Raw genomic sequence first — 25,829 nt, 5'->3', positions numbered from 1 at the left:
AACACCATGCATCAGAATCAAGACAGCTACACCCACGACTACGTCCGCATCGACGGCAAGCGCCTGCATTGCGTCATCGCCGGAGAAGGCAAACCCGTGCTGCTGATCCCCGGCTGGCCGCAGACCTGGTATGCCTGGCGCCATGTGATGGCGGCCCTGGCCGCCCAGGGCTACCAGGCGATCGCCATCGATCCGCCCGGCAGCGGCCACTCGGAACGCCCGGCCGGCGGCTATGACACGGGCGCCGTTGCCGCCACCCTGCACCGCGCCATGCTGGCCCTGGGCCATGCGCAGTACGATGTCGTCGGCCACGATATCGGCATGTGGGTCGGCTATGCGCTGGCCAGCGATTTCCCGCAGGCCGTGACGAAACTGGCGCTGACGGAAGCCGTCATTCCAGGCCTGGCGCCGGCGCCGCCGATTTTTGTCGCGCCGTCCGACAACATCTTCCTGTGGCACTTCATGTTCAACCAGGTGCTCGATTTGCCGGAGATGCTCACGGCGGGCAAGGAACGCGAATACATCCGCTTCATCCTGGACCGCTGGTCGTACCGCCGCGACAAGGTGGCCGTCGACGTGTATGCGGACGCCTATGCCACGCCGGGCGCCCTGCGCGCCGGCTTCGCCTACTACCGTGCCATTCCGGAAACCATCCGGCAAAACCTCGAGCGGGCGAAAAAGAGCCTGGCCATGCCAGTGCTGGCCATCGGCGCCGACCATGCGACGAATGACGCGCCCTTGCTGACCATGCAGGGCAAGGCCGATATTTTGCAGGGCGCCATCGTCGCCGAATGCGGCCACTTCATCATGGAAGAACAGCCGGAAGCGTTCATCGCCCACCTGCTGCCCTTCCTGGCCGGAGCACCCGCATGAGCCTCGACCCGCTGATCGCCGCCTGGCTGGAAGAGACAAGGGATGCGCCGCCACCCGCCTCGCTGGCGGACCTGCGCGCCGCCACGGAAACGGGCTTGCGCCAGCTGCACGGACCATTGGAAGACGTCGCGTCGATCAAGGATTACGTGCTGCCCGGCGAGCATGCGCTGACCGTGCGCGCCTATGTGCCGGCCGGCGCGGATACGACCAGGAAGCTGCCGGCCATCGTCTTTGCGCATGGGGGAGGATGGTGTCTGTGCTCGCTGGACCTGTACGACAATCCGTGCCGCGCGCTGGCCAACGCCACCGGCTGCGTGGTCTTTTCCGTCGACTACCGGCTGGCGCCCGAGCACAAGTTCCCCGTGCCGCTCGATGATTTTTATCGGGCGCTCTGCTGGGTCGCGGACCATGCCGAGGCGCTGGGCATCGACGTGAAACGGCTGGCCGTGGGCGGCGACAGCGCCGGCGGCAACCTGGCGGCGGCGGCGGCCCTGATGGCGCGCGACCAGGCCGGTCCCGCGCTGGCGCACCAGCTGCTGCTATACCCGGCGCTCGATTTTGCCTTCGACACGCCATCCTACCAGCGCTATGCGGAAGGCCATTCGCTGACGCGGGAAGCCATGCGCTTTTGCTGGTCGGCCTATCTGAACGAGCCGGCTGATGGCGCGCAGCCCTATGCGGCGCCCCTGCGGGCAACGTCGCTGAAGGACTTGCCGCCGGCGACCGTGCTGGTGTGCGAGTACGACCCGCTGCATGACGAAGGCGAAGCCTATGCGCGGTATTTGCGCGACGACGGCGTGGCGGCGCAATGCGTGCAGCTCGACGGCATGATCCACGCATCGATGCACATGCTGGGCTTGACGCCAGCGGCGCGCGGCCTGTTCGACGTGGCGGGCCAGGCCATGCGGCAAGCGCTGGCGGCATAAAAAAAACGCGCCGGGGATGGCTCCACGGCGCGTTTTTTCCATCAGCTGCGTGTCATTCCACCAGCTTGCGCACCTCGATGTGGTTCAACCACTTCACGTGGCGCGGACCCGTGCGGATATCCCTGGCCGCGATCAGGGCGATCTCGCCATCGCTCTCGTCAAGCGCCTTGCCGTTCTTCTCGTAGTAGACGATCACGCCCTCGCCGGCCGGCGCGTTATACAGCTCGCTCCAGGAAAACACCACAGCATAACCATCGGTGGCCGTGGCGATGATGGCAAGTTTCTTGACGTCGTTGTGGCCCGGCGCATCGAGCGCCGCCTTGTCGAGGATATCGCGCAGGCGCACGCCCTTGTAACTGGTAATGGTCTCGGCCTTGTCGCCGTTGTGGCGCGTGACGGCAAGCTCGCCGCCATTCGCCGGCGGCAGCTGGCGCAGGTCGGCCACCTTCAAGGTCAATGGCGTTTCCACCACGCCCGTCACGGTCAGCGCGTGGCTCATATGCTCGCGCGCCGGCGCCGGGCCGGCCCATGCGGGCGCCGTCGCCAGCAGGGCGGCCGAAGCAAAACCAAGGAATATTTTCTTCAACATGCTGTGTCCTTTCATGGAACAATCAAAAAATCAGAACTGGTATTGCGCATTGGCCAGCCAGGTGCGGCCCGCGCTGGGGAAACCGTCTGCCAGCGCGTAGTTGCGGTCAGCCAGGTTGCTCACGCCCGCTTCCAGGGTCAAGGCCGGCAAGGGCCGGTACACGGCCTTCAGGTTGACGGTGGCAAAGCCGCCCAGTTCCAGGGTGTTCGAGACCCAGCGCCCGCTGTTCGATTCCGCGATGGCCACCACGTCGACCTGGCGCGCCGCGTGCAGCACGGCGTGCGCCGTCAGCTTGTGGCGCGGCACGTCCGTCAGGCGGATGGCGCGGTCGCTGACGTTCTTCATTTCCGTATACGTGTAGTTGCCGCCGAAGTCCAGCCAGGCGCCGGCGCTGCCGCGCAAGCCCAGCTCCGCGCCGCTGATATGCGCCCTGCCCGCGTTGCGCATCTGCGCGCGCACGCCCGCCACATTCGCCACGCTCTGGATCTTGTCCTTCACGTCGCTGTAGAACAGGGCGGCATCGAGCGCCAGCCCGCGCACGCTTGCCTGGTAGCCCACTTCATAATTGAGCGCCTCCTCGGCGCGCAGGTTCGGGTTTTCAATATAGGTGCCCAGGCGCTGCGAGTAGCGGTCCTTCAGGGTCGGCAGGCGCGACTTGCGCGCCACCGTAGCGTACACCCTCGCATCAGGACTGGTCTTGTGGAACAGGCCCGCCTGCATGTCCGTGGCCGATTGATTCTCCGGCAAGGTATAGGCGTTGCCGGCGCTGTAGACGGTATCCGGACGCAGTGCATTGCGCGAGACGCCCAGCGACAGTTCCGTCGCCGCATTGAGGGCAATGCTGTCTTCCGCGCCCAGGGTCCACAGGGCATCCTTGTACCAGGTGGTGCGCACGCCCTTGGCGTCGAGTTCCTGATGCTCGTCGGCCTTGTAGCTGGCGACAAAGCGCAGGCTGTGCGCGGCCAGGCGGAACGATTCGAGTTCCACCGCGCCGCCGTTCGTGCGGTCGTTATAGATGCTGCGCCCGCCGCTGACGCTGCCCTGGCCGCTGGTCTTCAGGGTCGCGTAGCTGCCGTTCGTGTACGAGGTGATTTCATTGTCATAGCTGTCGTGGTACAGGCGCAGTTTCAGGCGCTCGGCGTCGCCAAGGCGCGTCTGCGAGACGAAGTACACGCTTTCCTTGTTCCAGTACGGCCATTGCCAGTAGCGCGCGCCGACGGGATTCGTCGATGGCGGCTGGCCTTTTTCGCCATGCTGCTTGTAGTAGCTGAGCGCATATTCGTCGCCCGCCCGCGCGCCATCGGGCGTCAGGCCCACCTTGAACGACAGTTTATGGTCCTTGCGGTAGGAATTGTTGCGCGTGCCGCCGTCTTCCGTGGCCGTCGGGCGGAAATCGGACGACAGGGGAAAGCCGTCGCTGTCGATGTACGACACGCCCGCCTGCAGATACCACAGGCCCTGGTTCGTGCCCACGTTGGCCGACACCTGGCGTTCGCTGCCCGAGCCGAAACCGATGGACGTATCGCCTTCCATCCGCGCGGACGGCTTGCGCGACACCAGGTTGATGGCGCCGCCCAGGGTATTGGCGCCGTAGGCCACGGAACTGAAACCCTTGGCCACCTGGATGGCGGCCAGGTCGCTGGTGGTGAAGCGGTTGAAATCGACATAGCCGTCATACGGCACGTAGACGGGAATGCCGTCGATGTACAGCGGCACCTGGCGAGAGTCGAAGCCGCGGATGGCGACGGTTTTTTCATTGCGCGCATTGGTCGACAGCGACACGCCGGACAGCAAGTTCAAGGCGTCGCCCACGTTGTCGCGGTTGAACCGGCGCATCTCGGCGCGGCTCACTTGCGACCCCACCTGCTGTTCCATCTGCCCTGCCTGCTCGCGCTGGCCGATCACCGTCACCGTGCCCAGCACGAACGGCGCCGCCTCGTCCTTGTCGGCGGTTTGCTGCGCCCGCGCCGTCTGTGCCATTTGCGCCAGCGCCAGCATCACGGTGCCTGCCAATACCTGTTTCAACATCGTTTCGATCTTTCCACTGTCGTTATATAGAGTCTCATATAGCGATACTCAAAAAAGCGGCCACTCTTGCGGCGGCCGTCACCCAACAGCGCAATATACAGACGTATATAACGACTCTCAAGCGACAAGCGCCAAAACGCCTGCGCAGGTCAATTTTCCGAGAAAAATTCATGCAGCGCAGCATTTCGCTGTGCGAACGAATGTTTCACAAAATTGTTGACACGTCGATTTTGGCTAGGCAAACTGATTTCCAGGGAGCCTGAAAATGAATGCAAATATGACAAATATTCAGACCGCAGCAGATCCGGAACTCATCGTCTTCAGCGACGACGAGGAAGGCAAGGACCGCCAGTTCGTCAACGCGCTGGCGCGCGGGCTGGAAGTACTGCGCTGCTTTCGCCCCGGCGAAGTGTTCCTGTCGAATGCGGACATGGCCAGGCGCACGGGCATTCCGAAACCGACGATTTCGCGCCTCACCTATACCCTCACCAAACTCGGCTACCTGAATTATTCGGACAGCCTGGGCAAGTACCAGCTGGGTGCCGGCGTGCTGGCCCTCGGTTACCGCATGCTGTCGAACCTCGATGTACGCAAGATGGCGCGCCCGCTGATGGAAGAACTGGCCGAGCATGCGCAGGCCTCCGTTTCGCTGGGCACGCGCGACCGTCTCAGCATGGTGTACGTGGAAACGTGCCGCAGCAGCGCCAACGTCACCCTGCGCCTCGACGTCGGTTCGCGCATCCCCCTGATGACGACGGCCATGGGCAAGGCCCTGCTGTGCATCCTGCCGCAGGCCGAACGCGACTACCTGATGGACCATGCGCGCGTGCACGAGACGGAACGCTGGCCCCGCATCAAGGCCGGTATCGAACAAGGCTTCAAGGATTACCAGGACCGGGGCTTTTGCATCTCGGCCGGCGAATGGCAGAACGACGTGCACGCCGTGGGTGTGCCCATGCTGGGTGCCGATGGCGAACAGGTGATGGCCTTCAATTGCGGCGGCCCCGCCTTCCTGCTGTCGCGCGAAAAACTCGAATCGGATCTGGGACCGCGCCTGGTCGTCCTGGTCAAGACAGTGGAAAAAAACCTGGGCCGCGGTTAGACTGCGCGCCCCCTCTCAACATCGCCTCCGAGGACCCTGATGATACGCGACGAAGAAACCCTGAACATCCTGCTCGACAGCATCGCCCGTTTCGTGCGCGAAGTGCTGGTGCCGAACGAGGCGCTGGTAGCTGAAACGGATACGATCCCGCCCGCCATCGTGGCGCAGATGCGCGAACTGGGCCTGTTCGGCCTGTCCATCCCGGAAGCCTACGGCGGCCTGGAACTGAGCATGGAAGAGGAAGTCAGGGTCGCGTTCGAAATCGCCCGCACCTCGCCCGCCTTCCGCTCGCTGATCGGCACGAACAACGGCATCGGCTCGCAAGGCATCGTTATCGACGGCACGGAAGCGCAAAAACAATACTACCTGCCCAAGCTGGCGGCGGGCGAGATCATCGGCTCGTTCGCCCTGACGGAAGCGGGATCGGGGTCGGATGCGGCATCCCTGCGCACGACTGCCGTGCGCGACGGCGACTTCTATATCCTCAACGGCAGCAAGCGCTATATCACCAACGCGCCCGAAGCGAGCATTTTTACCGTGATGGCCCGCACGGATCCCGTCAAGCGGGGCGCCTCGGCCATCTCCGCCTTCATCGTGGAAAAGGACACGCCGGGCCTCTCGCTGGGCAAGATTGATAAGAAAATGGGCCAGCAAGGCGCACATACCTGCGACGTCATCTTTGAAAATTGCCGTGTGCCGGCCGCGAACATCATCGGCGGCAAGGAAGGCGTGGGCTTCAAGACGGCCATGAAAGTGCTCGACAAAGGTCGGCTGCACATCGCCGCCGTCTGCGTGGGCGCGGCCGAGCGCATGCTGGCCGATGCCCTCGCGTATGCCATGGAGCGCCAGCAGTTCGGCCAGCCCATCGCGGAATTCCAGCTGATCCAGGCCATGCTGGCCGACAGCAAGGCGGAGATCTACGCGGCGCGCAGCATGGTGCTCGACGCCGCGCGCCGGCGCGACAACAAGGAAGACATTTCGACAGAAGCGTCGTGCTGCAAGCTGTTCGCCTCCGAAATGTGCGGCAGGGTCGCTGACCGCTCCGTGCAGATCCACGGCGGCGCCGGCTACATCAGCGAATACGCGGCCGAGCGTTTCTACCGCGACGTGCGCCTGTTCCGCATTTACGAGGGCACGACGCAGATCCAGCAGATCGTCATCGCCCGCAACATGATCAAGGCAGCGCAAAAGTGAAGGAGGCCGTGATGGACATCCCCACCCTGCTGGCCGGCTTGCCGGCGCGCCTGTCGGCCATCCCTGCCTACTGGGCGGCGCGCGCGCCGGACGCGCCGGCGCTGCATGAAGGTGGCCGCAGCTGGACCTACGCGCAGTTGCAGCACAGTGTGGAAAATGCAATGCAGTTGTTGCGCAAGCTCGACGTGCGCGCCGGCGACCGCCTGATGGTGGTGGGAGAGAATGGCGCGCTGCAGGTGGCGCTGATCTTCGCGGCCGCCGGCATCGATGCGTGGATCGTCAACGTCAATGCCCGACTGTCGGCGCGCGAGATCGATACCATCGCCGCGCACAGTTCCGCGCGGCGCGTGCTGTTCCTGGCCGGCGCCTCGCCGGAAGCGGCCGCGCATGCGGCGCGGCGCGGCGCCCGCCCTGTCACCGTCGATGGCATGGGCGAGCTGCTGGCGGGCGAATTGAACGACGCCGCCATCGCGGAAGACACGGTCCCCGGCAACGAACAGGTGGCCGCGCTGATCTACACGACGGGCACGACAGGCCAGTCGAAAGGCGTGATGCTCACGCACCGCAACCTGCTGTTCATCGCCGCCGTCTCCAGCACATTGCGGGGCCTGACGCGCAGCGACCGCGCGTATGGCGTGCTGCCGATTTCGCACGTGTACGGCCTGGCCTCGGTGGCACTGGGCACCCTGTATGCGGGCGCCGCGCTGTATCTGGTGCCGCGCTTTTCCGTCGATGGCCTCCTCTCGGCCTTGAAAGAAGACGGCTTGACCATTGTGCAGGGCGTGCCCGCCATGTACGCCAAGCTGCTGCAAACCCTGGGCGGCGCCGATACGCCGCTGCCCACGCGGCTGCGCTTTGCGTATGCGGGCGGCTCGCCGCTGGCGCCATCGCTCAAGCGCGACGTGGAAAAGCTGCTGGGTACCGCGCTGCACAATGGCTACGGCATGACGGAAAGCGCGCCCACCATCAGCCAGACCCGCCTGGAAGCGCCGCGCCGCGACGATTCCGTCGGCATGCCGATCCCGGGCGTGGAAGTGCGCGTGGTGGACCTGGCCGGTACGGATGTGACGCCGGGCGAGCCGGGAGAATTGTGGATACGCGGACCGAACGTCATGGCCGGCTATTACCGCGAACCGGCCATGACGGCGGCCACCATGCGCGCCGGCTGCTGGCTCAATACGGGCGACATGGCGCGCCAGGAAGCGGACGGCGCGCTGTTCATTGTCGGACGCACCAAGGAATTGATCATCCGCTCCGGCTTCAATGTGTATCCGCTGGAAGTGGAAACGGCGCTGAACGCCCACCCTTCCGTGGTGCAGTCGGCCGTAGTGGGGCGCACCCTCGCCGATGGCAACGAGGACGTCATCGCCTACGTGGAACTGGACCCGCGCCAGCCCGCCAGCGTGGCAGAATTGCAGGCATGGCTGGCACAGACCCTGTCGCCGTACAAGTGCCCATCCGCCATCATCTTCATGGAAGCGCTGCCAGCGGCCGCCACGGGCAAGATTTTAAAGGGGCAGCTGCGGCAAATGGCGCAGAATGCACGATAAGTTGACCATGCTGTACCAGACAAGACAATAAAACCAAGCCACATCACCGGAGGAGACACGATGAAACGCACCTATACACGCATCGCCATGGCAGCGCTGGTTGCCAGCGCCTGGATGGCACAGGCCAGCGCCGACGAATTTCTGGTCGGCGCGGAAATCCCGCTGACGGGCAACCTGGCGCGGGTCGGCGCCGGCATGCAGGAAGGGATCATGGTCGCGGCCGAGGTATTCAACAAGACCAACGGCAAGCACACCATCAAGATCATCACCGTCGACGATGAATCGGCGCCCGCCAAGGCCATCGCCGCCGTGGAAAAGCTGGCCAGCCAGGGCGTGGTGGCCATCACGGGCGGCTATGGCTCGAACAATATCTCGCCCGCCTCGGACACGGCGAATAAGCTGGGCCTCGTCTACATCACCTCGGGCGGCGTGGACGACAGCCTGGTGTCCAGCGGGCGCAAGAATTTTTTCCGCATCAATAACACGGCCGGCTACGAAAAAGCCATGCTGGGACTGCTGCAGGATGTGGGCGCCAAGTCCGTCTCCATCGTGTATTCGACCAAGGACGCCACCACGGGCCTGGCGAAAGACGTGGAAAAGGCCCTGGCCGCCAAAGGCGTGAAAGTGACGACGCACTCGTTCGACCCGGCCATTACCGACTTCAAGCCCATCATCAACAAGATCAAGCTGCAGGACAAATCGGAAGTGGTGGCCATGGTCGGCTACGAAAACGACTACGTGGGCATCATCCGCGCCGCCCGCGTCCTGAAGCCGAAGATCAAGGCCATGGTGGGCGTGTGGTCGCTGGCCACGCCAAAAATGGCGGCCGACTTCCCCGACCTGATGCCGAACGTCTTCGGCACAGCCCTGCTGCCCTTCCCTACCGAATTCAAGACGGCCGACGGCAAGGCCTTCAGCGACGCCTACAAGCAGCTGTACAAGAAGGAGCCCGACTACCTGGGCCAGTTCGGCTATGTGCAATCGATGCTGCTGTTCGAGGCCATCGCGCGCGCGGCCGACAAGGGCACGCTCAAGAAAGGCGGCGTGGCCGAGGAAATGCGCAAGACGGACCGTGAAACCCTGATCGGCCGGGTGCAGTTCGCCGCCAATGGCGACAACCAGAATTTCGTGCACCGCATGGCGCAGCACCAGGACAAGAAAGTGGTGATCGTCTGGCCGAAGGAACACGCCACGGGCAAGCTGGCCTATCCAGCCCTGCCCTGGTAGGCAGCCTCCCGCTGCACACGCGCGTGTCCGCTAGGGCGCGCACCGATGAACGGCAGTTCTGGCCCGCGCCAGGGCTGCCTGACGGGATGACGACATGACAGAATTAATCTTGCAAGCCTTGTATTCTGGCTTGCTACAGGGCGGCTCCTACGCCCTAATCGCACTGGGACTGGCGCTGGTCTTCGGCACCATGAAAGTGATCAACCTGGCGCACGGCGAGCTGGTGCTGCTGGCCGCCTACATCGCCTACAGCGTGGAATCCGGCCTGGGCCTGGGGCCCATGTTCGCCATTCCCATCGCGCTGGTGATCGTCAGCCTGACGTCCGTGGGCGTGTACCTGATCGTCAGCCGCATCAAGAAAGACCGCGAAATCAATTCGCTGATCCTCACCTATGGCATCGGCGTCATCCTCACCAATTTCATCCTGCTCGTATGGAAGGCGGACATCCGCTCGACATCGTCGAGCTGGCTGCAGGAAGGCATCGAGATCGGTCCTTTTTTCAGCATGCGCAGCGAAGTGATTTTCTTTGGCGTCAGCCTGGTGCTGATGGCGGCCCTGTGGCGCTGGCTGTCCACCAGCTGGTATGGCCGCGCCGTGCGCGCCGTCTCCAGCAACCGCGACGCGGCCAAGCTGATGGGCATCGACCCGGGCCGCACGGAACTGGTTTCCTTTTTAGTCGCAGGTATCCTGGCCGCCTTTGCCGGTGTCGCCCTGTTCAGCTATGGCGTGATCCAGCCCGCCTACGGCGGCGCACTGACAGTGAAAGCCTTCATCATCACGGTCCTCGCCGGCATCGGCTCGATACCCGGCGTGCTGATCGCCGCCGTGCTGCTGGGCGTGGCCGAAGCGCTGACCGTCACGCTGGCCAGCTCCGCGTTGCAGGAATTGTCCGGCATGGTGCTGTTCCTGCTGGTGCTGTTCATCATGCCGAACGGCCTGTTCGGCGCACAACGGAGGCGCGGATGAGCCGTACTTCACTGATGTCCACGGCGGGCCTGCTGCTGGCCGCCTATATCGCCGTGCCGCTGGCCCTGGGCGGCAACCAGTATGTGATGAGCATGGTGGTGGCGGCCCTGATCATCGGCGGCGTGGCCATGTCCTGGGCCCTGCTGGGTAACCTGGGCGGCATGGTCAGCTTCGGCCATGCGGCCTTCTTCGGCGTGGGTGCGTATGTCTCCGCCCTGGCTACCGTGAAACTGGGCCTGCCCGTGTTTGCCGCCATGCTGCTGGGCGGCGCGGGGGCGGCCATCGCCGCCGTCATCATGCTGCCCGTGCTGCGCCTGCGCGGGCCGTATTTTGCGCTGGCCATCCTCGCCTACGCCCACATCTTCCGCATCCTGGCCACGGAATGGAGTTCCGTGACGGGCGGCGCCGGCGGCATCAACAATATCCCGACCTTGCCCACCGTCCTCGGCTTCGATTTGGCCAGCAAGACGGGCGCCTACCTGGTGGTGCTGACCCTGGTGGTGGCATGCGCGTTCGCCTACAGCCGCATCCGCGCCAGCCACTACGGCATCGCCCTGCGCGCCATGCACGACAGCGAAGACGCCACGCGCGTCGTCGGCGTCAACAGCACCTTGCTGAAAGGCGCCATGCTGCTCGTGTCGGCCTTCATGGCAGGCCTGTTCGGCGCCTTCAACGCCCACTACATCAACTTCCTGGAGCCGGACTACGCCTTCAACAGCCTGTGGGTAACGTTGCCGATCGTGGCGGCCATCTTCGGCGGCTACCGCACCATCCTCGGCCCCGTGCTGGGCGCCGTGGTGGTCTACCTGGTCGACCAGCTGATTTTCAAATCACTGATTCCCACGGGCCACCAGCTGGTGCTGGGCGTGCTGCTGGTGGCGATGATCGTCTTCAGTCCGAACGGCCTGCTGCCGCTGCTACGCAAGGCGTTCAAAGCGAAGGAGAAACAACATGCTTGAACTCGATAATGTCTGCGTGCGCTTCGGCGGCCTGACGGCCGTCGATTCCGTCACCCTGAACGTGGGCAGCCACGACGTGATCGGCCTGGTGGGCGCGAATGGCGCCGGCAAGACCACCCTGTTCAACGCGATCTCCGGCCTGGTGCGCCCCACCAGCGGCAGCATCCGCTTCGAGGGGCGCGACATCATGGCCACGCCCATGTACCAGCGCGCCCGCCTGGGACTGGGCCGCACCTTCCAGATTCCGCAACCGATGCATGAATTGACGGTGCGCGAAAACCTCATCGTGGCGCAGCGCTTCGGCACCGGCAAGGTGGACCCGCGCAAGATCGATGAAATCCTCGACTTCACCAGCCTGGCGGACAAGGCCGGGCGCGACGCGGCCAGCGAACTGGCGCTGACGGAACTCAAGGCGCTGGAAGTGGCCAAGGCGCTGGCCACCAATCCGAAGCTGCTGCTGCTCGACGAAGTGCTGGCCGGCCTGGAAACGAACGGCAAGCGCCGCTTCATGGGCATGCTGAAGGACTTGCACGCGGCCTTTGGCGTGGGCATCGTCATGATCGAGCACGACATCGAAACCATCAGCAATCTGTGCCAGCGCGTGGCCGTGCTCAATTTTGGCCAGCTGATCGCCGACGGCACGCCAGATGCCGTGTTCCGCGATCCGGCCGTCATCGAAAGCTACACGGGAGCCGTTCATGCCTGAAACGATGCTTGACATAAGTAAACTGCGCGCCGGCTATGGCGCCATCAATGTGCTGTGGGATGTGTCGCTGTCGATCCAGAAGGGCAAGCTGACCACCATCATCGGCCCGAACGGCGCTGGCAAGACCACCCTGCTGCGCGCCATCATGGGTTTGCTGCCCGTGGGCGCGGGCAGCATCGCGCTCGATGGCGTGGCCATCAACGGCACGCCCACGTGGAAGATGAGCGACGCGAGGGTCACCATGATCCCCGAGGGGCGCATGACATTTCGCGACATGAGCGTGGAAGAAAACCTGATCATGGGCGCGTTTCCGAAAGAGCACCGCAGCCACATGCCGGCGCGCCTGGCCGAAGCCTACGCCATGTTCCCGCGCCTGCACGAGCGGCGCAAGCAGCTGGCCGGATCATTATCCGGCGGCGAGGCGCAGATGCTGGCGATGGCGCGGGGCTTGATGTCCGACCCATCGCTATTGATCATCGACGAACCGTCGCTGGGCCTGGCGCCGCTGGTGGTCAACGAGCTGTTCGAGATCCTCGCGCGCCTGAACGACGGCCGGCGCACCATCATCCTCGTCGAGCAGAACACGGCGCGTGCCGTGGGCGTGGCCGATCACGTCTACCTGATGCAAAGCGGCAAAGTGGCGCTGTCACAGGCGGCTTCCGAGGTCGACCTCGATCACCTGCACGAACTCTATTTTGCGCGCTGAGCGATATCCGCCGCATGCCCATCGTGACGGCCTGCGGCCGTCACTCCTCGTCGTCCTCGTCGGCCAGCTTGTCGAACACCTGCAGCTCGGCCTTGCTCAATCCCGTCATCACGAAGGGATCGTCGGCAGGAAAGCGGCCAGTATCGACCAGCATGCGCAGCTTGCTCAAGCGATCTCCCAGCGCCAGCGCTCGCGCCTGCGGATCGGCATCGGCTTGGGCATCGACGCCGGCATGCCCGATCGCGCGGGTCACGGACTCGGGAAACTCCCATAACTCGGCGATCCGTACCGACAGGATGCGCGCTTGCGCAAACACCTGGGCAATGAAGGCGTCCGATTGCGGAAAGGCATCGGGTGCATGCATCTGGTCGATCAGCCGGAACGCCACCACCAGGCCGACATTGGCCATCAGTCCCGCCAGATAGGCGTCGAAGGCGTTGGCCTGCATGGCCGGTGCGACCAGGTTGGCCGCCAGCGCGCATTTCTCGGACTGGCGCCAGATCAGCGGCGCCGTGCGTATGGTCAGGCCGCCGCTCTGCATGCTGACGATGGGACGGAAGGCGACGCGGGCGAGCAGCATGCGCATGCCGTTTTGCCCCAGCAGCATGATGGCGCCTTCCATGTTGTTGATCGACGGGCTGGCGTTGTAGCGCGAATGGTAGCGGGGCCGGTTCGCTTCGCGGTAGACCTCGGCGACCAGCAGCACGTCCTGGGCCAGTTGGCGCGACAGCTCGGCCGCGCTCATGTTTTCATTTTGCAAGGTACGCATCAACTGCGGAATGATGGCCGGAATGCGCGGCACCAGCGCGGCGCCGGCGACCGGTTCACTGGCCAGGCGCGTCAATTCATCCAGCATCTGCTGTTCGGCCTGCTTTGTCGCCTGCGTCGCACCCGCGGCCGCCAGCCAGCGGTAGTAGATGGCATCGATTTCGGTGATGGTGGCTGGCTGCCGTGCCATCTCGGGTGCCGCCCCTGCCGTGGCTGGCGCGAGCTTGTTTTTTTCGTCGCCGCCGTTCAGTAATTTTCCTATCCAACCCATTGCTATTCCAGCCTTATATGCATCACTATCGCGACATCCGCTGCGCGATTTTACTTGATGACAGCCGTGCCGGTGCGGCGGGCGTGGCCGGCTTGGTCCGCCTGCCGCAAAGTGCTACAGTGGCGCTCCCGCAGGTCCCCCTCTTTGCAAGGTACATCATGAGCAACATGCTGGCCCAGTACGTCACCAGCCAGGCGTACAACAACGCCTGGGCCAACCACCGCCTGCTGAAAGCCTGCGGCGAACTGAGCCAGGCCGAATTCCAGGCGACCCGCGTCAGTTTTTTCCCCACCATCCAGTCCACCCTGAACCACATTCTCACGTGCGACTGGTTTTACCTCGATGCGCTCGAACGCGAGCTGCGCGGCGAAGCGCCGCATGCCGACTGCTATGTCTTCTTTGAAAAGGATGAGCCATTTACCGACTGCGCCACGCTGCAGGCGGCACAGCATGCAGCCGATGCGCGCCTGATCGCCCATTGCCGCAGCCTGTGCGACGCGGACCTGGCGCGGCCCGTGACGATCCTGCGCGACACGCCGCAAGTCGACACGCGCCAGCGCATGCTGGCGCATCTGTTCCAGCACCAGATCCACCACCGGGGGCAAGTGCACGCCATGCTGGCCGGCACGCGCATCGCGCCGCCGCAGCTCGACGAATTCTATTGCGCCGGCGAAGCGGACGAGCGGGCGCAGGATTTTGCGGAGCTGGGCTGGACAGAGGAAGATATCTGGGGCCAGCGCTGAACTATTCCTCGGCGTGGCAGCACACGCACAGCTTGTTGCCGTCGAGGTCGCGGAAGTAGGCGCCATAGTAATGGGCGTGGTAATGGGGGCGCAAGCCGGGCGGCCCTTCGCACGCGGCGCCCAGCGCCAGCACGGCCTGGTAGCAGCGGTCCACCTGGGCGCGGCTGGCCGCCAGCAGGGCCGTCATCTGTCCATTGCCGGGCGCGGCCGGCAAGCCGTCATGCGGCGCCGTCAGCACGAACAAGGGACGCGGCGCGTCGTGCGCCATCCAGCCTGCCCATGGCTTGACGGGGTCATGAAATTTCTCGATCAAACCGAGTTCTCCCAGCAGCGCCGTGTAGAAGGCGTAGGCGCGGGGAAAGTCGTTGGTTCCCAGGCAGATATGGGACAGCATGCTGCTCCTCCATGAATTCAGATGTGCGGCGAAATGCGCCAGCTGATTATAATGGCGCATCGCTTTTCGACACGCTCCCATGCCAGACCACGACCGCCTTCAGCTACACCCGCCGGCCAGCAGCGACCTTCCCGCTTTGCTGGCCTTTGAACTGGAAAACCGCGCGTATTTTGAAAACTGGGTCACGGCGCGCGCGCCATCCTACTACCACCCGGAAGCCATCGCCGCCGCCATCGAGCAGGCGCAGCGCGAGCGCCAGCAAGACCTCGCTTACCAATACCTGGCAAAACTGGACGGGCAAATCATTGGCCGGGTCAACCTGACGGCCGTCACGCGCCCCTATTTCAACAAGGCAACGCTCGGCTACCGCATCGGCGAACGGTTCGGCGGACGCGGCTACGCCACGCGCGTGGTCGCCCTGCTGCTGGAAGAAGCGTTCGGCACACTGGAACTGTGGCGCCTGGAAGCGACGGCGCGGCCGCAAAACCTGGGCTCGGTCGCCGTCATGCAGCGCAATGGCTTTCACCAGTATGGCCGCTCGGAAAAAGCCATGCGCTTCCAGGATGCCTGGTCTGACCTGCTGTATTTTGAACGGCGCAACACGCAAACCATGGCTGGTGGCGCTCGGTGAGCTGTGGGATGGCATGCACGACAAGCGCCTGCATCGCTGAAGCCGGCGTAGTGATGCGTGCACGCAACAGCGGTACGCCATCCCCGCCATTCACCTGCGCATTGGTGGCCGCATTGGCGCCATTTAAGACTGGCTTCAGCCTCGCCGTGCATCGTGAATAGGTCGCCAGCAGCAATGGCGCCTCCCTTCACCATCACGGGCACAGCCCAGCGAAAGAGCCGACATGAGCACATGGATGCGCGCCAACAAAGGTTTTTTGATGTTCCTCCTGCTGTTCGGCGTGTTCCGCACGGCCGTGGCGGACTGGAATCCGATACCGTCGGCGTCCATGCGCCCCAATCTGCTCGAAGGCGACGTGGTCTTCGTCAACCGCCTGGCCTTCAACCTGAAAGTGCCGCTCACCGATATCGTGCTGCAGCGCCTGGGCGAACCGCAGCGGGGCGATATCGTCACCTTTTCTTCACCAAAAGACGGCACGCGCCTGATCAAGCGCATCATCGCCCTGCCCGGCGACACGGTGGAAATGCGCAATGAGCAGCTGGTCATCAATGGCCAGCCTGCCCAGTACACGGCGCTCGACACGGCGCCGGAAACCATCGCCCACGTGGGCCAGCTGACGGCCCAGCGCATCAGCGAACGCAACCAGACCGAGCAGCACCGCATCCAGATCTTGCCGCAAATCGCTGGCGCGCGGCGCAGCTTTGCCCCCGTGACGGTGCCGGCCGACCATTTCCTCATGCTGGGCGATAACCGCGACAACAGCGCCGACTCGCGCTATTTCGGCTTCGTGCCCCGTGCATTGCTGATCGGCAAGGCCGAGCGCATCCTCGTCTCGGCCAATATCGAGGAACATTGGCAGCCGCGGCTGCAGCGCTTCGGCATGAAACTGGAGTAAATATCGCCCTTGCAACGGCGCCCTGCTTTTCGGTTAGCATGGCGCATCATGCAAAATTTTTCCTTCGCCAGCCAGCAGCCAGCCAGCAGCCACCACGCCCTCGATCAGCTGGCGCAGTTCCTGCAACGCCATCCCGACGTGCTGCTGCTGACGGGCGCCGGCATCAGCACGGCGTCCGGCATTCCCGACTACCGCGACACGGAAGGCGTGCGGCGCGGCAACGCGCCCGTGCAAGGTCCCGATTTTCGCCGCCAGGAAGCCGTGCGCCGCCGCTACTGGGCGCGCAGCATGGTGGGCTGGCCAACCCTGGCGCGGGCCGTGCCGAATCCCGGTCACCTGGCCATCGCGCAACTGGCGCAACGCCGGAGAATAGGCGGCCTGGTCACGCAAAACGTGGATGGCCTGCATCAGCAAGCGGGCAGCGCGGCCGTCACGGAGTTGCACGGCAGCATACATGGCGTCGTGTGCCTCGATTGCCATACCCGCCATACGCGCCGCCTGATCCAGGATCAGCTCGAACGCGACAATCCGCAGCTGCTGGGCGCCACGGCCACGCCGGCGCCCGATGGCGATGCCTTGCTGGAACCAATGCAGCTGGCCACCTTCCACGTGCCCGCCTGCCCCCGCTGCGGCGGCACCCTGCAGCCGGACGTGGTGTTTTTCGGCGATGGCGTGCCCGCCGCCTGCGCGGCCGAAGCCGAGCGCAAGATGATGGCAGCTGGCGCCCTGCTGGTGGTAGGCTCGTCCGTCATGGTGTATTCCAGCTTTCGCCTGTGCCGCATGGCGGCCGAAACGGGCAAGCCCGTGGCCGCCATCAACCTGGGCAAGACGCGCGCCGACCATTTGCTGGCATTCAAGACCGAAGCGCCGGCACAGGACATCCTGCCGCTGGTCGCGGCCATGCTCGATTGATGCCGTCCCCGCCGCTGCCACGGGAATCGGCACGCATGCTGGCCGGTGCCGGCATCGCCGTGCTGCTGCATGTGCTGCTTTGGCAAGTGCTGCGCTCAAACCACCTGCCGGCGCCACCGTTGCTGCCACAGCGCAGCACCCAACTGCTGTTGCTGGCCCCCGTGACGCCGCCCGCGCACCCCCTGCCGCCAGCAATCTCAAAAAGCCAGGCGCGTCCCTGGCATACGGTAGCCATCACGCCCGCGCCAGTGTCCGCAGCAATGCCCGCGCCCGCTGCCGCTGCCGACGTGGCAGCCGCATTGCCGCCTCCCGCTGCGCTCGACCTTGACGTCTTGAAACGCCAGGCCAGGGAAGCGGCACGCCAGACTGGCCCATCCATCACCGGGCCAGCACTGACGTCCAGCGACAGGACGGCGCAAGCCATCGCCAGCGCCGCGCGGCCCAAGTGCGACAACGATTACAAGCCGCGGCTGGGCAATGTGGAATTCGTCGGCCTGGCCAGGCTGCCCTTCCTGCTGAAAGGCGCGACCGGCGACAGCGGCTGCAAGTGGTGACGCGTGCTTGCCGCTCTGCTATTCCAGCCGCCTGCCACTCTGGCTATACTGTGAGATTAACGAGGAGAATTCATGCTGGAACTGTTGAGTGAACACGCCTGTTTTGGCGGCGTACAACGCTTTTATCGCCACGACGCGCAAGCCATCGGCTTGCCCATGCGTTTCTCGGCCTTCATTCCCGACACGGCGCCAGGCGCCACGGTCAGCACCAAACGCCCCGCCCTGTTTTACCTGGCGGGCCTGACCTGCACGGAAGAAACCTTCATGATCAAGGGCGGCGCGCAGCGCGTGGCGGCAGAAGAAGGACTGATCCTGATCGCGCCCGATACCAGCCCCCGTGGCGCGAACATCGCGGGCGAGAGCGAATCCTGGGATTTCGGCGTGGGCGCGGGCTTTTACGTGGACGCCACCGAGGCGCCGTGGAGCAGCCACTACCGCATGTACAGCTACATCCTGGAATTGCGCGCCCTGCTGGAGCAGGAACTGGCGATCGATGCGCAACGCACGGGCATCTTCGGCCATTCGATGGGCGGCCATGGCGCACTGGTGCTGGCCTTGCGCAATCCTGCGCTGTTCCGCTCCGTCTCCGCCTTCGCCCCTATCGCCGCACCGAGTCAATGTCCGTGGGGCAAGAAAGCGTTTACGGGCTACCTGGGCAGCGATGCTTCCAGCTGGCGGCAGTACGACGCCAGCGCGCTGATGCGCGGCCTGCAGGGCCAGCCAGCATCATTTCCCGAAGGCATCCTAATCGACCAGGGCCTGGCCGACAAGTTCCTGCCCGAGCAACTGTACCCCGACGTCTTCGAAGCGGCGTGCCGCGACGCCGGCCAGCCTCTGCAACTGCGCCGCCATGCCGGCTATGACCACGGCTATTACTTCATCGCCAGCTTCATGGAAGAGCATCTGCGCTTCCATGCGAAGAACTTGCGCGCAGCCTGATCTGCCGCGCTACTGCGCCGTGCTGGTATGCCCGTTGAAATGGCGCGTGTACCAGTCCGTGGCCAGCAAGGCCGCCTGGTGGCGCGTGTCGGGGCCGCCGGGTGCGGCAATCTGTTCCAGTTGTTTGTCGCAGCGCAAGGTGGCGAAGGCCATGCGGTTCAGGCCAGCCACGTCGGGATCGCGCCCGCCCACGATCAGCAACGATGGCACGCGCACATTTTCCAGCGCCGCCTTGCCCGCCATTTCCACCTGGCCATCGCACACGGCCAGCGCCGCGATTTCCGCGCTGCGCCAGGCCGCCAGCTGCATCACGACGGCCGCGCTGGTGCCATAGCCATACAGGCCGCAAGGCAAGCGCCGCGTGGACGCGTCCATCTGCAGCCAGCCCAGGGCTTTTTCCAGCTGGCGCGCCAGCAGCACGATATCGCTGCGCACGAAATAGGCGTGGCCATTGCTGCCGCCGCCAGGCCCGACGCCGCCCTGGTCGAAACGCAGGGTGGCGATGCCCGCTCGCAAGAAATCCTGGGAAGTAGCGTGGCTGGAGGCGCCCAGGTAGTCGCTGTCGGCGCCTGCGCCGTGGGCAAACAGGACGATGCCGACCGGCCGCTCGGGCATTTCAAGCACGCCATCCAGTTGAAGTTCATCGGCCGTAATGCTGACAAATTGTTCTTGCATGGTTGCCTCCGCAATCGAGCTGGGATCAAGCTAATGCTGAAGTCGAGCTGTGCGCTGATTTTACGCTGATCTTGCCGGGACGGGCACAGCCTGCATACCCGGGGCGGCTAACATCAGTGTAGCAGCCCGCAGCCATTCCTGCGCAGCCGTTCGCGCACCGCCGCCAGGAAAGCAGGATGGCAAGACTACACGGCGCCGTACCGGTCCAGCCCCTTCAGCACGGCTTCCGGGCGGATCGGCAAATGCCGCACGCGCGAGGCCACGGCGGCAAAGATGGCGTTGCCGATGGCGGGCGCCACGGCCGTCGTGGGCGGTTCGCCCATGCCCGTCGAAGTTGCCGTGCTGGTAACGAATTCGATGTCGAGCTCAGGCACGTCGGCCATGCGCAGGGGCGTGTAGGTATTCAGGTTGGTATCCTTCACTTCGCCATTCAGGAAGGCCGTGCCTTCATGCAAGGCCATGCTTACGCCCCACAGGGCGCCCCCTTCCGCCTGCGCCAGCGCGCCATCGGGGTCGACGATGCTGCCCGCGTCAATCACCATGAACAATTTTTCGACTTTCACCATGCAAGTGCTGCGGTCCACCTTGACCCGCGCGATGCAGGCCGTCCAGGTGGGCATGTCGCGTTCCTGGCCGAACGTGGCGGCGATGCCCAGGCCCGTGTCGGGCGGCATGGCCTTGCCCCAGCCTGCCTTGTCCGCCACCCGCTGCAGCACGTGGGCCAGGCGCGCGGCGCCGCCGACGGCGTTCGGCGCGCTACCCGCGTTGCGCCCCGTGCCCTGCAGCAAGGACAAACGGAACGCCAGCGGATCGACCTTGGCCGCCTGCGCCGCCTCATCCATGAAACTTTCCACGGCCCAATTCGTCCAGCCGGGCCCCACGGAGCGCAGCCAGCCGGGGCGGAAACTGCTGTTGGCCAGATCGTTCGACACGGCCCGCACGCGCTGCGCGCCTACCGTGTACCAGTGGTCGGCGCCGGCGATGGCGAACGGGTCATACGGATGGCCCTGCTTATCCTTGGCCAGGAAGGCGGGAATCATGGCTTGCGTGGGCCAGCCCGCGCTCGCTTCATGCACCATCACCGACACCTTGCCGGCGTCGTCGAAGGCCATGCGTACATGCTGCACGGATGGTGAACGGGGCGAATCAAAACGGGCATCGTCGGCCCGCGTGCAAATCATCTTGACGGGGCGCCCCACGGCTTGCGCGGCCAGCGCGGCCGGCACGCAATAATCGCCATTCAGGCGCCGCCCGAAGCCGCCACCGAGCAGATAGGTGTGCAGCATGACATTGCTCTCGGGCACCTTCAACGCTTGCGCCAGCACGGGCAGGATCAGGGATTGCCACTGGTTGCCCGCATGAATGTGCCAGACGCCGTCGATTTCCTGCGCCACGGCATTCACAGGTTCCAGCTGAAAATGCAGCACGGTGCTGGTCGTGTAGTGGCGTTCCAGCTGCAGGCTGGCATCGTGGAACGCTTGCTCCACGCCATCATCATCGACCACGCGGGCGCCCAGGCTGGCATCGGCCAGCTGCTTGGTCCCATAGTTGAGGATATCCTGCTCCGCCACGTGGGCTGCCGCGCCGGCCCGCCATTTCACTTGCACGAGCTCGGCCGCGCGCATGGCGGCCGCATACGTTTCAGCCACCACCATGACCCAGCCGGGCACCGTGCCGCTGGGGTCCTGCAAGGCGAACGAACGCAGGTAGCCCTTGACCTTTTTCGCGGCCGTATCATCGATGGACACCACTTTCGAGCCATAGCGCGTGGGCGGGATCTTCGGGCGCGCAAACAGCATGCCCTCGACTTCCGCATCGATGCCGTACACGGCCGTGCCATTGATCTTCGCGGGGATATCCAGCGCCTGCACCTGCTGGCCTATCAGGCTGCGCTGCTGCGGCGTTTTCAGCACGATGGCCTTCAATTGCTCGGGCGTGTACTGGCGCGCCAGCTTGCCACGGCGCACGATGTCGCCATAGCTGATCGAGCGTCCCCGGCCATGCACGACGCCCAGTCTGGCGTGGCAGGCGGACGCGGGCACGCGCAGCAGACGCGCGCCTTCCTCGACGAGCGCGAGGCGCCCGGCCGCGCCGGCACGACTGAGTGGGTCGAAATTCTGCCAGACGGACCAGCTGCCGCCCGTCACCATCAAACCCCACTTCGGGTCCGTGTCCACGTAATGCAGGCGCACCTTGCTCCAGTCCGCTTCCAACTCCTCGGCCACGATGCGCGCCAGGGCCGTGCCGATGTGCTGGCCCATTTCCGCCTTGGCGATATTGACGGTGACGATGCCGTCGCGGCCGATCTGGAACCAGATGCCGGGATCGAACACGGGCGCGGCGGTTTGTTTTGGCGGCACGGGCGCCGCCTTGCCGGCGGCCAAGGAGCTGTCGGCGCGCAAGAAAGCCAGGGTAAAACCCGTGCCGGCGGCGGCGATCAGGAAACCGCGCCGGCTCAGCGGGCTGGGACGGGCACTGGTAGTTTCTTTTGGCAACTTAAACACCGGGCGCCTCCGACATGCCGGCCGCAAGCTTGATTGCCTTGCGGATGCGCACATATGCCATGCAGCGGCACAGGTTGCCGCTCATGACGGCATCGATATTCGCATCCGTCGGCTGGGGATAGTCTTTCAACAGGGTGGCGGCCTGCATGATCTGGCCCGACTGGCAATAGCCGCACTGGGGCGCCTGCGTGGCGAGCCACGCCCGCTGCAGCGGGTGCGTGCCGTCTGGCGAGAGGCCTTCGATGGTGGTGATGGCGCAGCCGGCCACGGCGGCAATCGGCGTGATGCAGGAGCGCATGGCGCGGTCATCCACGTGCACGGTGCAGGCGCCGCACATGCCGATGCCGCAGCCAAACTTCGTGCCTTTTAACCGAGCTTCGTCGCGCAGCACCCACAGCAGGGGCGTCTCGGCATCGGCCTCGGTGCCGAAGGGTTGGCCATTCACGGTAATGTTATACATAAATATTTAAGAAACTTTCACAAATTACTTGCCGGCGCGCGCGCGCCCCACGGCCGCTTCCAGGTTCGTCCAGGCCGGCTGGTGGCTGCGGCTGCGGCGCAGATAAGCGGCCAGCTGGGCCACGTCGTTGTCCGTCAGCGAGGCGGCAAAGCCGGGCATCAGCACGCCGGGCATGGCTGCATCCTTGCTAATGCCGTGCAATATCACCTGGATCAGGTTGGCGGGATCGGGCGCGCTGACGGCGCTGTTCAGGCTTAGTTCCGGGCGCAAGGCTGCGGGATGGCCATCGCTGTTCGAGTGGCACGACGCGCAGGCGGCCACGTACAGGCTGGCGCCACGGTCATTGTCGACCAGGCTGACCCTCTGCGAGCGGGCGATGCCGGCCTTTACCACGGTATCGGTATTCACCTGGCGTTGCTCTGCCCCGGCCACGCCGGCAAAATACGTTGCCAGCGCGCGGATATCGCTGTCGGGCGAGGCGCCCATGCCTTCATGCACGACGGCCGACATGGGCCCTGCCGCCACGCCGTGCAGGGCCGTCGCCCCCGTGCGCAGGAAGGCGTACAGCTCGTCTTGCGTCCATGGCAAGGGTGCCGTGTTGGCGCTGGTCAAGGCCGGCGCATACCAGTGGTCGATGGGCGCGCCCAGATAGGACGAACCGGCAAGCTCGGCGCCCAGCGCATTGCGCGGCGTGTGGCAGGCGGCGCAATGGGCCAGGCCTTCGGCCAGATAGCGGCCCCGGTTCCAGTCCAGTCCTTGTGCAGGATCAAGCTGGAAAGTCGCTGGCTTGAAAAACAGCAGCTTCCAGCCCGCCTGCAAGGGGCGCAGGTTCAGGGGAAACGGCACGCTGTTGGCGGGCGCCACCGCATACACGGGCGGGCGCGTCATGACATACGCGTACAAGGCCGTCAGGTCCGTATCCGAGACCAGGTTGAAATGGGTGTACGGAAAGACGGGATACAAATGCGCGCCATCGCGGCCCACGCCTTCGCGCATGGCCCGCTGGAAGGCGGCCAGCGACCAGCGGCCGATGCCCGTTTGCCTGTCGGGCGTGATATTCGTCGCGTAGATCGTGCCGAACGGCGTGGCCAGGCCGTGGCCGCCGGCATAATCGGCGCCGCCCTTGGCCGTATGGCAGGCGGCGCAATTGCCCATGCCGGCCAGGATGCGGCCCCGTTCCACCACTTGCGGGGAAAATGCCGTGGCGGCAGGCGGATCGATGGGCGCCAGCGCGGGGCGCCAGTAATACAGATACGCGGCCAGGGCCGCCACGATGAGCAATGCCAGCGACAGCAACAGTCCGGTGAAGATTTTCTTGAGCAAAACAGGAACCAGTGAAAAGTAAAGGCCAGGGTAACAGCAAAGATATCAAGCAAGGCGGCCAGCCGCCGGCCAACGGCGGCAGCAGCAGGGCCACAGTGACAATCTTACCGCGATTGTGACTTGTTGTATGTACGCAATGACACGCAGGCGGTGCCTACAGGCGGGCTGCACCTTATAATCAGCGTTTCAGCACGCCGCCGCTCCTTCATGCATACCGTTACCATCATCCTCATCCTCGTTCTGACCGTCGTCCTGTGCGGCTTTCTCGCCCGCTCGCGCTGGGTCAAGCTGCCGCTGCCCTTGATCCAGATCGCCGGCGGCACGGGATTGGCCGTGTTTGGCGTGCAAGTGCCGCTCGATCCCGACATTTTCTTCCTGCTCTTCATCCCGCCACTGCTGTTTCTCGATGGCTGGCGCATCCCCAAGGGCGCCTTCTTTTCCGACGCCCGTTCGATCCTGATGCTGGCCATCGGCCTGGTGCTGTTTACCGTGCTGGGCATGGGCTTTTTCATCGACTGGCTGATCCCCAGCGTGCCGCTGGCCGTCGCCTTCGCGCTGGGCGCCATCCTCTCGCCGACGGACCCCGTGGCCGTGTCGGCGATCGCCGCCGGCAACCCGATCCCGCCGCGCCTGATGCATATCCTGGAAGGCGAATCCCTGCTCAACGACGCGTCGGGCCTCGTCTGCTTCACGTTTGCCGTGGGCGCCATGATGACGGGCGGCTTTTCCATCGGCGCCGCCTCGCTGAGTTTCCTGCAGGAAGCGGGCGGCGGCATCATCATAGGCCTGGCCATCTCGTGGGGCGTGGGACTGGCGAATAAATGGCTGGTGAGCAAGGTCGGCGAAGAGCCGGGCCTGCAAATCCTCATCAGCATCCTGATCCCGTTCGCCGCCTACCTGGGCGCCGAGCAAATCCACGGTTCCGGCATCCTGGCCGCCGCCACGGCGGGCGTGTCCATGCATTACGCCGACCTGATCGGCCGTCCGCTGGCCGCCACGCGCACCCAGCGCAAGGCCGTGTGGGATACCGTGCAACTGGTCTTGAATGGCGTGATCTTCGTCATGCTGGGCGCGCAGCTGCCCACCACCGTTGCCGGCTTGCCGGCCGCCTCCGCCGAAATCGGCGCCGGCAGCGCCTGGAAACTGCCGCTGTTCGTCATCGCCATCACGGTGGGACTGACCTTCATGCGCTTTCTCTGGGTCTTCATTTCCATGAAACTGACCCTGTTCAAGCACCACAAGAAAATGGCGGGCGAGCCGAAGGACGCGGCGCTGCTGGCGCGCCCCAGCCTGCGCCTGCTGCTGGTGGCGTCGTTCGCGGGCGTGCGCGGTGCGCTGACCCTGGCCGGCATTCTGACCCTGCCCTTGTTCTTGCCCGACGGCACGCGCTTTCCCGCGCGCGACCTCGTCATCTTCCTGGCCATGGGCGTGATTTTATTGTCGCTGCTGCTGGCCAGCGTCACCTTGCCCCTGCTGACCAAGGGCCTCGTGTTCGCGCCGCCCGCGCGCCGTTCGACGGAAGAGCGCAATGCCCGCGCCGCTGCCGCCGAAGCGGCCATCGCGCGCCTGGAAAAAGTGTGCGAAGGCATCGACAAAAATGACAAGCAGCAAGTCGTCACGGAGGCGGCCAACCGCCTGATCGAAGCCTACCGGCGCCGCCTCGCGTATGGCGAAAGCAGCAACGACGAAGCGATGCGGCTGCAGGAACTGGCCAAGGCCGAACGGGCGTTGCGCCTGGAAGCGCTGAATGCGGAGCGGGATGAACTGTTCCGCCGCCGCATCTCGGGCGAACTGGACGACACCATCCATTTGCGCCTGCTGCGCGAAATCGACTTGCTGGAAGCGACACTGGAAGAATAGCAACACTTTGGCGTGCCACGGCAGTGTTGACAAGTAATTCTCATGGTAAAGAATGCAAGTTTTCACATTCGTG

General features: G+C 64.8%; 25 protein-coding genes. 17 read left to right on the top strand and 8 right to left on the bottom strand.

The annotated features are described in order from the left end of the window. Positions 1 to 6 precede the first annotated feature (6 nt). Entirely contained in the window at positions 7 to 873 is an 867-nt protein-coding gene (locus JAB1_RS05495; protein WP_070279118.1) for an alpha/beta hydrolase, read from the top strand. Beyond that, a complete protein-coding gene (locus JAB1_RS05490; RefSeq protein WP_070279117.1) occupies positions 870 to 1,799 on the top strand; it encodes an alpha/beta hydrolase in 930 nt (309 codons plus the stop codon). The genes JAB1_RS05495 and JAB1_RS05490 overlap by 4 nt, the downstream gene beginning before the upstream one ends. Before the next feature lie 52 nt (positions 1,800 to 1,851). Here JAB1_RS05490 and JAB1_RS05485 read toward each other — a convergent pair whose 3' ends face one another. Together JAB1_RS05485 and JAB1_RS05480 are read right to left on the bottom strand one after the other, a co-directional pair. Further along, positions 1,852 to 2,388, bottom strand: a complete 537-nt coding sequence (locus tag JAB1_RS05485; protein WP_083299574.1) for a molybdopterin-dependent oxidoreductase — start codon at positions 2,386 to 2,388, stop codon at positions 1,852 to 1,854. Between the two features lie 30 nt (positions 2,389 to 2,418). Then, the gene (locus JAB1_RS05480) at positions 2,419 to 4,416 is read right to left on the bottom strand and encodes a TonB-dependent receptor (RefSeq protein ID WP_070279115.1); all 1,998 of its coding nucleotides are present in this window, start codon (positions 4,414 to 4,416) and stop codon (positions 2,419 to 2,421) included. 277 nt (positions 4,417 to 4,693) lie between these two features. On the opposite strand from JAB1_RS05480, the gene JAB1_RS05475 reads away from it, so the two are divergent. From JAB1_RS05475 to JAB1_RS05440, 8 genes are all read left to right on the top strand, one after another. Next, the gene (locus JAB1_RS05475; RefSeq protein ID WP_070279114.1) at positions 4,694 to 5,518 is read left to right on the top strand and encodes an IclR family transcriptional regulator; all 825 of its coding nucleotides are present in this window, start codon (positions 4,694 to 4,696) and stop codon (positions 5,516 to 5,518) included. A 39-nt stretch (positions 5,519 to 5,557) separates the two neighbouring features. Beyond that, positions 5,558 to 6,712: an acyl-CoA dehydrogenase family protein gene (locus JAB1_RS05470; RefSeq protein WP_034782861.1), complete on the top strand. Its 1,155-nt coding sequence runs from the start codon at positions 5,558 to 5,560 to the stop codon at positions 6,710 to 6,712. Between the two features lie 11 nt (positions 6,713 to 6,723). Continuing rightward, complete coding sequence (locus JAB1_RS05465; RefSeq protein ID WP_070279798.1) at positions 6,724 to 8,262, top strand: AMP-binding protein; 1,539 nt, start codon at positions 6,724 to 6,726, stop codon at positions 8,260 to 8,262. A 60-nt stretch (positions 8,263 to 8,322) separates the two neighbouring features. Then, positions 8,323 to 9,489: an ABC transporter substrate-binding protein gene (locus tag JAB1_RS05460; protein ID WP_034782864.1), complete on the top strand. Its 1,167-nt coding sequence runs from the start codon at positions 8,323 to 8,325 to the stop codon at positions 9,487 to 9,489. A 94-nt stretch (positions 9,490 to 9,583) separates the two neighbouring features. After that, a complete protein-coding gene (locus JAB1_RS05455) occupies positions 9,584 to 10,456 on the top strand; it encodes a branched-chain amino acid ABC transporter permease (RefSeq protein ID WP_034782865.1) in 873 nt (290 codons plus the stop codon). Next, positions 10,453 to 11,415: a branched-chain amino acid ABC transporter permease gene (locus tag JAB1_RS05450; protein ID WP_070279113.1), complete on the top strand. Its 963-nt coding sequence runs from the start codon at positions 10,453 to 10,455 to the stop codon at positions 11,413 to 11,415. The genes JAB1_RS05455 and JAB1_RS05450 overlap by 4 nt, the downstream gene beginning before the upstream one ends. Beyond that, entirely contained in the window at positions 11,408 to 12,121 is a 714-nt protein-coding gene (locus JAB1_RS05445) for an ABC transporter ATP-binding protein (RefSeq protein WP_034782868.1), read from the top strand. The genes JAB1_RS05450 and JAB1_RS05445 overlap by 8 nt, the downstream gene beginning before the upstream one ends. Before the next feature lie 4 nt (positions 12,122 to 12,125). Further along, positions 12,126 to 12,827, top strand: a complete 702-nt coding sequence (locus JAB1_RS05440; RefSeq protein ID WP_034782870.1) for an ABC transporter ATP-binding protein — start codon at positions 12,126 to 12,128, stop codon at positions 12,825 to 12,827. Between the two features lie 40 nt (positions 12,828 to 12,867). Here JAB1_RS05440 and JAB1_RS05435 read toward each other — a convergent pair whose 3' ends face one another. Then, positions 12,868 to 13,866 (bottom strand): HDOD domain-containing protein, encoded by a 999-nt coding sequence (locus tag JAB1_RS05435; RefSeq protein ID WP_070279112.1) that lies wholly within the window; start codon positions 13,864 to 13,866, stop codon positions 12,868 to 12,870. Between the two features lie 158 nt (positions 13,867 to 14,024). Between JAB1_RS05435 and JAB1_RS05430 the strand changes: the two genes are divergently transcribed. Then, the gene (locus JAB1_RS05430; RefSeq protein ID WP_070279111.1) at positions 14,025 to 14,609 is read left to right on the top strand and encodes a DinB family protein; all 585 of its coding nucleotides are present in this window, start codon (positions 14,025 to 14,027) and stop codon (positions 14,607 to 14,609) included. A 1-nt stretch (position 14,610) separates the two neighbouring features. Here JAB1_RS05430 and JAB1_RS05425 read toward each other — a convergent pair whose 3' ends face one another. Then, positions 14,611 to 15,003, bottom strand: coding sequence for a VOC family protein (locus JAB1_RS05425; RefSeq protein WP_070279797.1), 393 nt, complete (start codon positions 15,001 to 15,003; stop codon positions 14,611 to 14,613). 79 nt (positions 15,004 to 15,082) lie between these two features. Between JAB1_RS05425 and JAB1_RS05420 the strand changes: the two genes are divergently transcribed. The 5 genes from JAB1_RS05420 to fghA all read left to right on the top strand — a co-directional run bounded on the left by JAB1_RS05420 (position 15,083) and on the right by fghA (position 18,934). Then, entirely contained in the window at positions 15,083 to 15,634 is a 552-nt protein-coding gene (locus JAB1_RS05420; protein ID WP_070279110.1) for a GNAT family protein, read from the top strand. A gap of 223 nt (positions 15,635 to 15,857) precedes the next feature. Beyond that, positions 15,858 to 16,529: a signal peptidase I gene (lepB, locus tag JAB1_RS05415; RefSeq protein WP_070279109.1), complete on the top strand. Its 672-nt coding sequence runs from the start codon at positions 15,858 to 15,860 to the stop codon at positions 16,527 to 16,529. Positions 16,530 to 16,577: 48 nt separating this feature from the next. Continuing rightward, the gene (locus JAB1_RS05410; RefSeq protein WP_070279108.1) at positions 16,578 to 17,441 is read left to right on the top strand and encodes an NAD-dependent protein deacetylase; all 864 of its coding nucleotides are present in this window, start codon (positions 16,578 to 16,580) and stop codon (positions 17,439 to 17,441) included. Further along, on the top strand, positions 17,441 to 17,995 hold the full coding sequence (locus tag JAB1_RS05405; protein WP_070279107.1) for a hypothetical protein: 555 nt from the start codon (positions 17,441 to 17,443) through the stop codon (positions 17,993 to 17,995). Before JAB1_RS05410 ends, JAB1_RS05405 begins: the two co-directional genes overlap by 1 nt. 72 nt (positions 17,996 to 18,067) lie before the next feature. Continuing rightward, complete coding sequence (fghA, locus tag JAB1_RS05400) at positions 18,068 to 18,934, top strand: S-formylglutathione hydrolase (protein ID WP_070279106.1); 867 nt, start codon at positions 18,068 to 18,070, stop codon at positions 18,932 to 18,934. Between the two features lie 9 nt (positions 18,935 to 18,943). On the opposite strand, the gene JAB1_RS05395 is transcribed toward fghA, so the two are convergent. From JAB1_RS05395 to JAB1_RS05380, 4 genes are all read right to left on the bottom strand, one after another. Beyond that, entirely contained in the window at positions 18,944 to 19,609 is a 666-nt protein-coding gene (locus JAB1_RS05395) for a hypothetical protein (RefSeq protein WP_070279105.1), read from the bottom strand. A 185-nt stretch (positions 19,610 to 19,794) separates the two neighbouring features. Next, positions 19,795 to 22,113, bottom strand: a complete 2,319-nt coding sequence (locus JAB1_RS05390; protein WP_070279104.1) for a molybdopterin cofactor-binding domain-containing protein — start codon at positions 22,111 to 22,113, stop codon at positions 19,795 to 19,797. Further along, positions 22,106 to 22,573, bottom strand: a complete 468-nt coding sequence (locus JAB1_RS05385) for a (2Fe-2S)-binding protein (protein WP_070279103.1) — start codon at positions 22,571 to 22,573, stop codon at positions 22,106 to 22,108. Before JAB1_RS05385 ends, JAB1_RS05390 begins: the two co-directional genes overlap by 8 nt. 24 nt (positions 22,574 to 22,597) lie before the next feature. Next, positions 22,598 to 23,896 (bottom strand): cytochrome c, encoded by a 1,299-nt coding sequence (locus JAB1_RS05380; protein ID WP_070279102.1) that lies wholly within the window; start codon positions 23,894 to 23,896, stop codon positions 22,598 to 22,600. A gap of 207 nt (positions 23,897 to 24,103) precedes the next feature. On the opposite strand from JAB1_RS05380, the gene JAB1_RS05375 reads away from it, so the two are divergent. Further along, on the top strand, positions 24,104 to 25,756 hold the full coding sequence (locus tag JAB1_RS05375) for a Na+/H+ antiporter (RefSeq protein WP_034782883.1): 1,653 nt from the start codon (positions 24,104 to 24,106) through the stop codon (positions 25,754 to 25,756). Positions 25,757 to 25,829 lie beyond the last annotated feature (73 nt).

The sequence above is a fragment of the Janthinobacterium sp. MP5059B genome (genome assembly GCF_001758645.1).
In the GTDB taxonomy this organism is placed as follows: Bacteria; Pseudomonadota; Gammaproteobacteria; order Burkholderiales; family Burkholderiaceae_D; genus Janthinobacterium; species Janthinobacterium lividum.
This window is presented reverse-complemented; position numbering and strand designations above follow the sequence as displayed.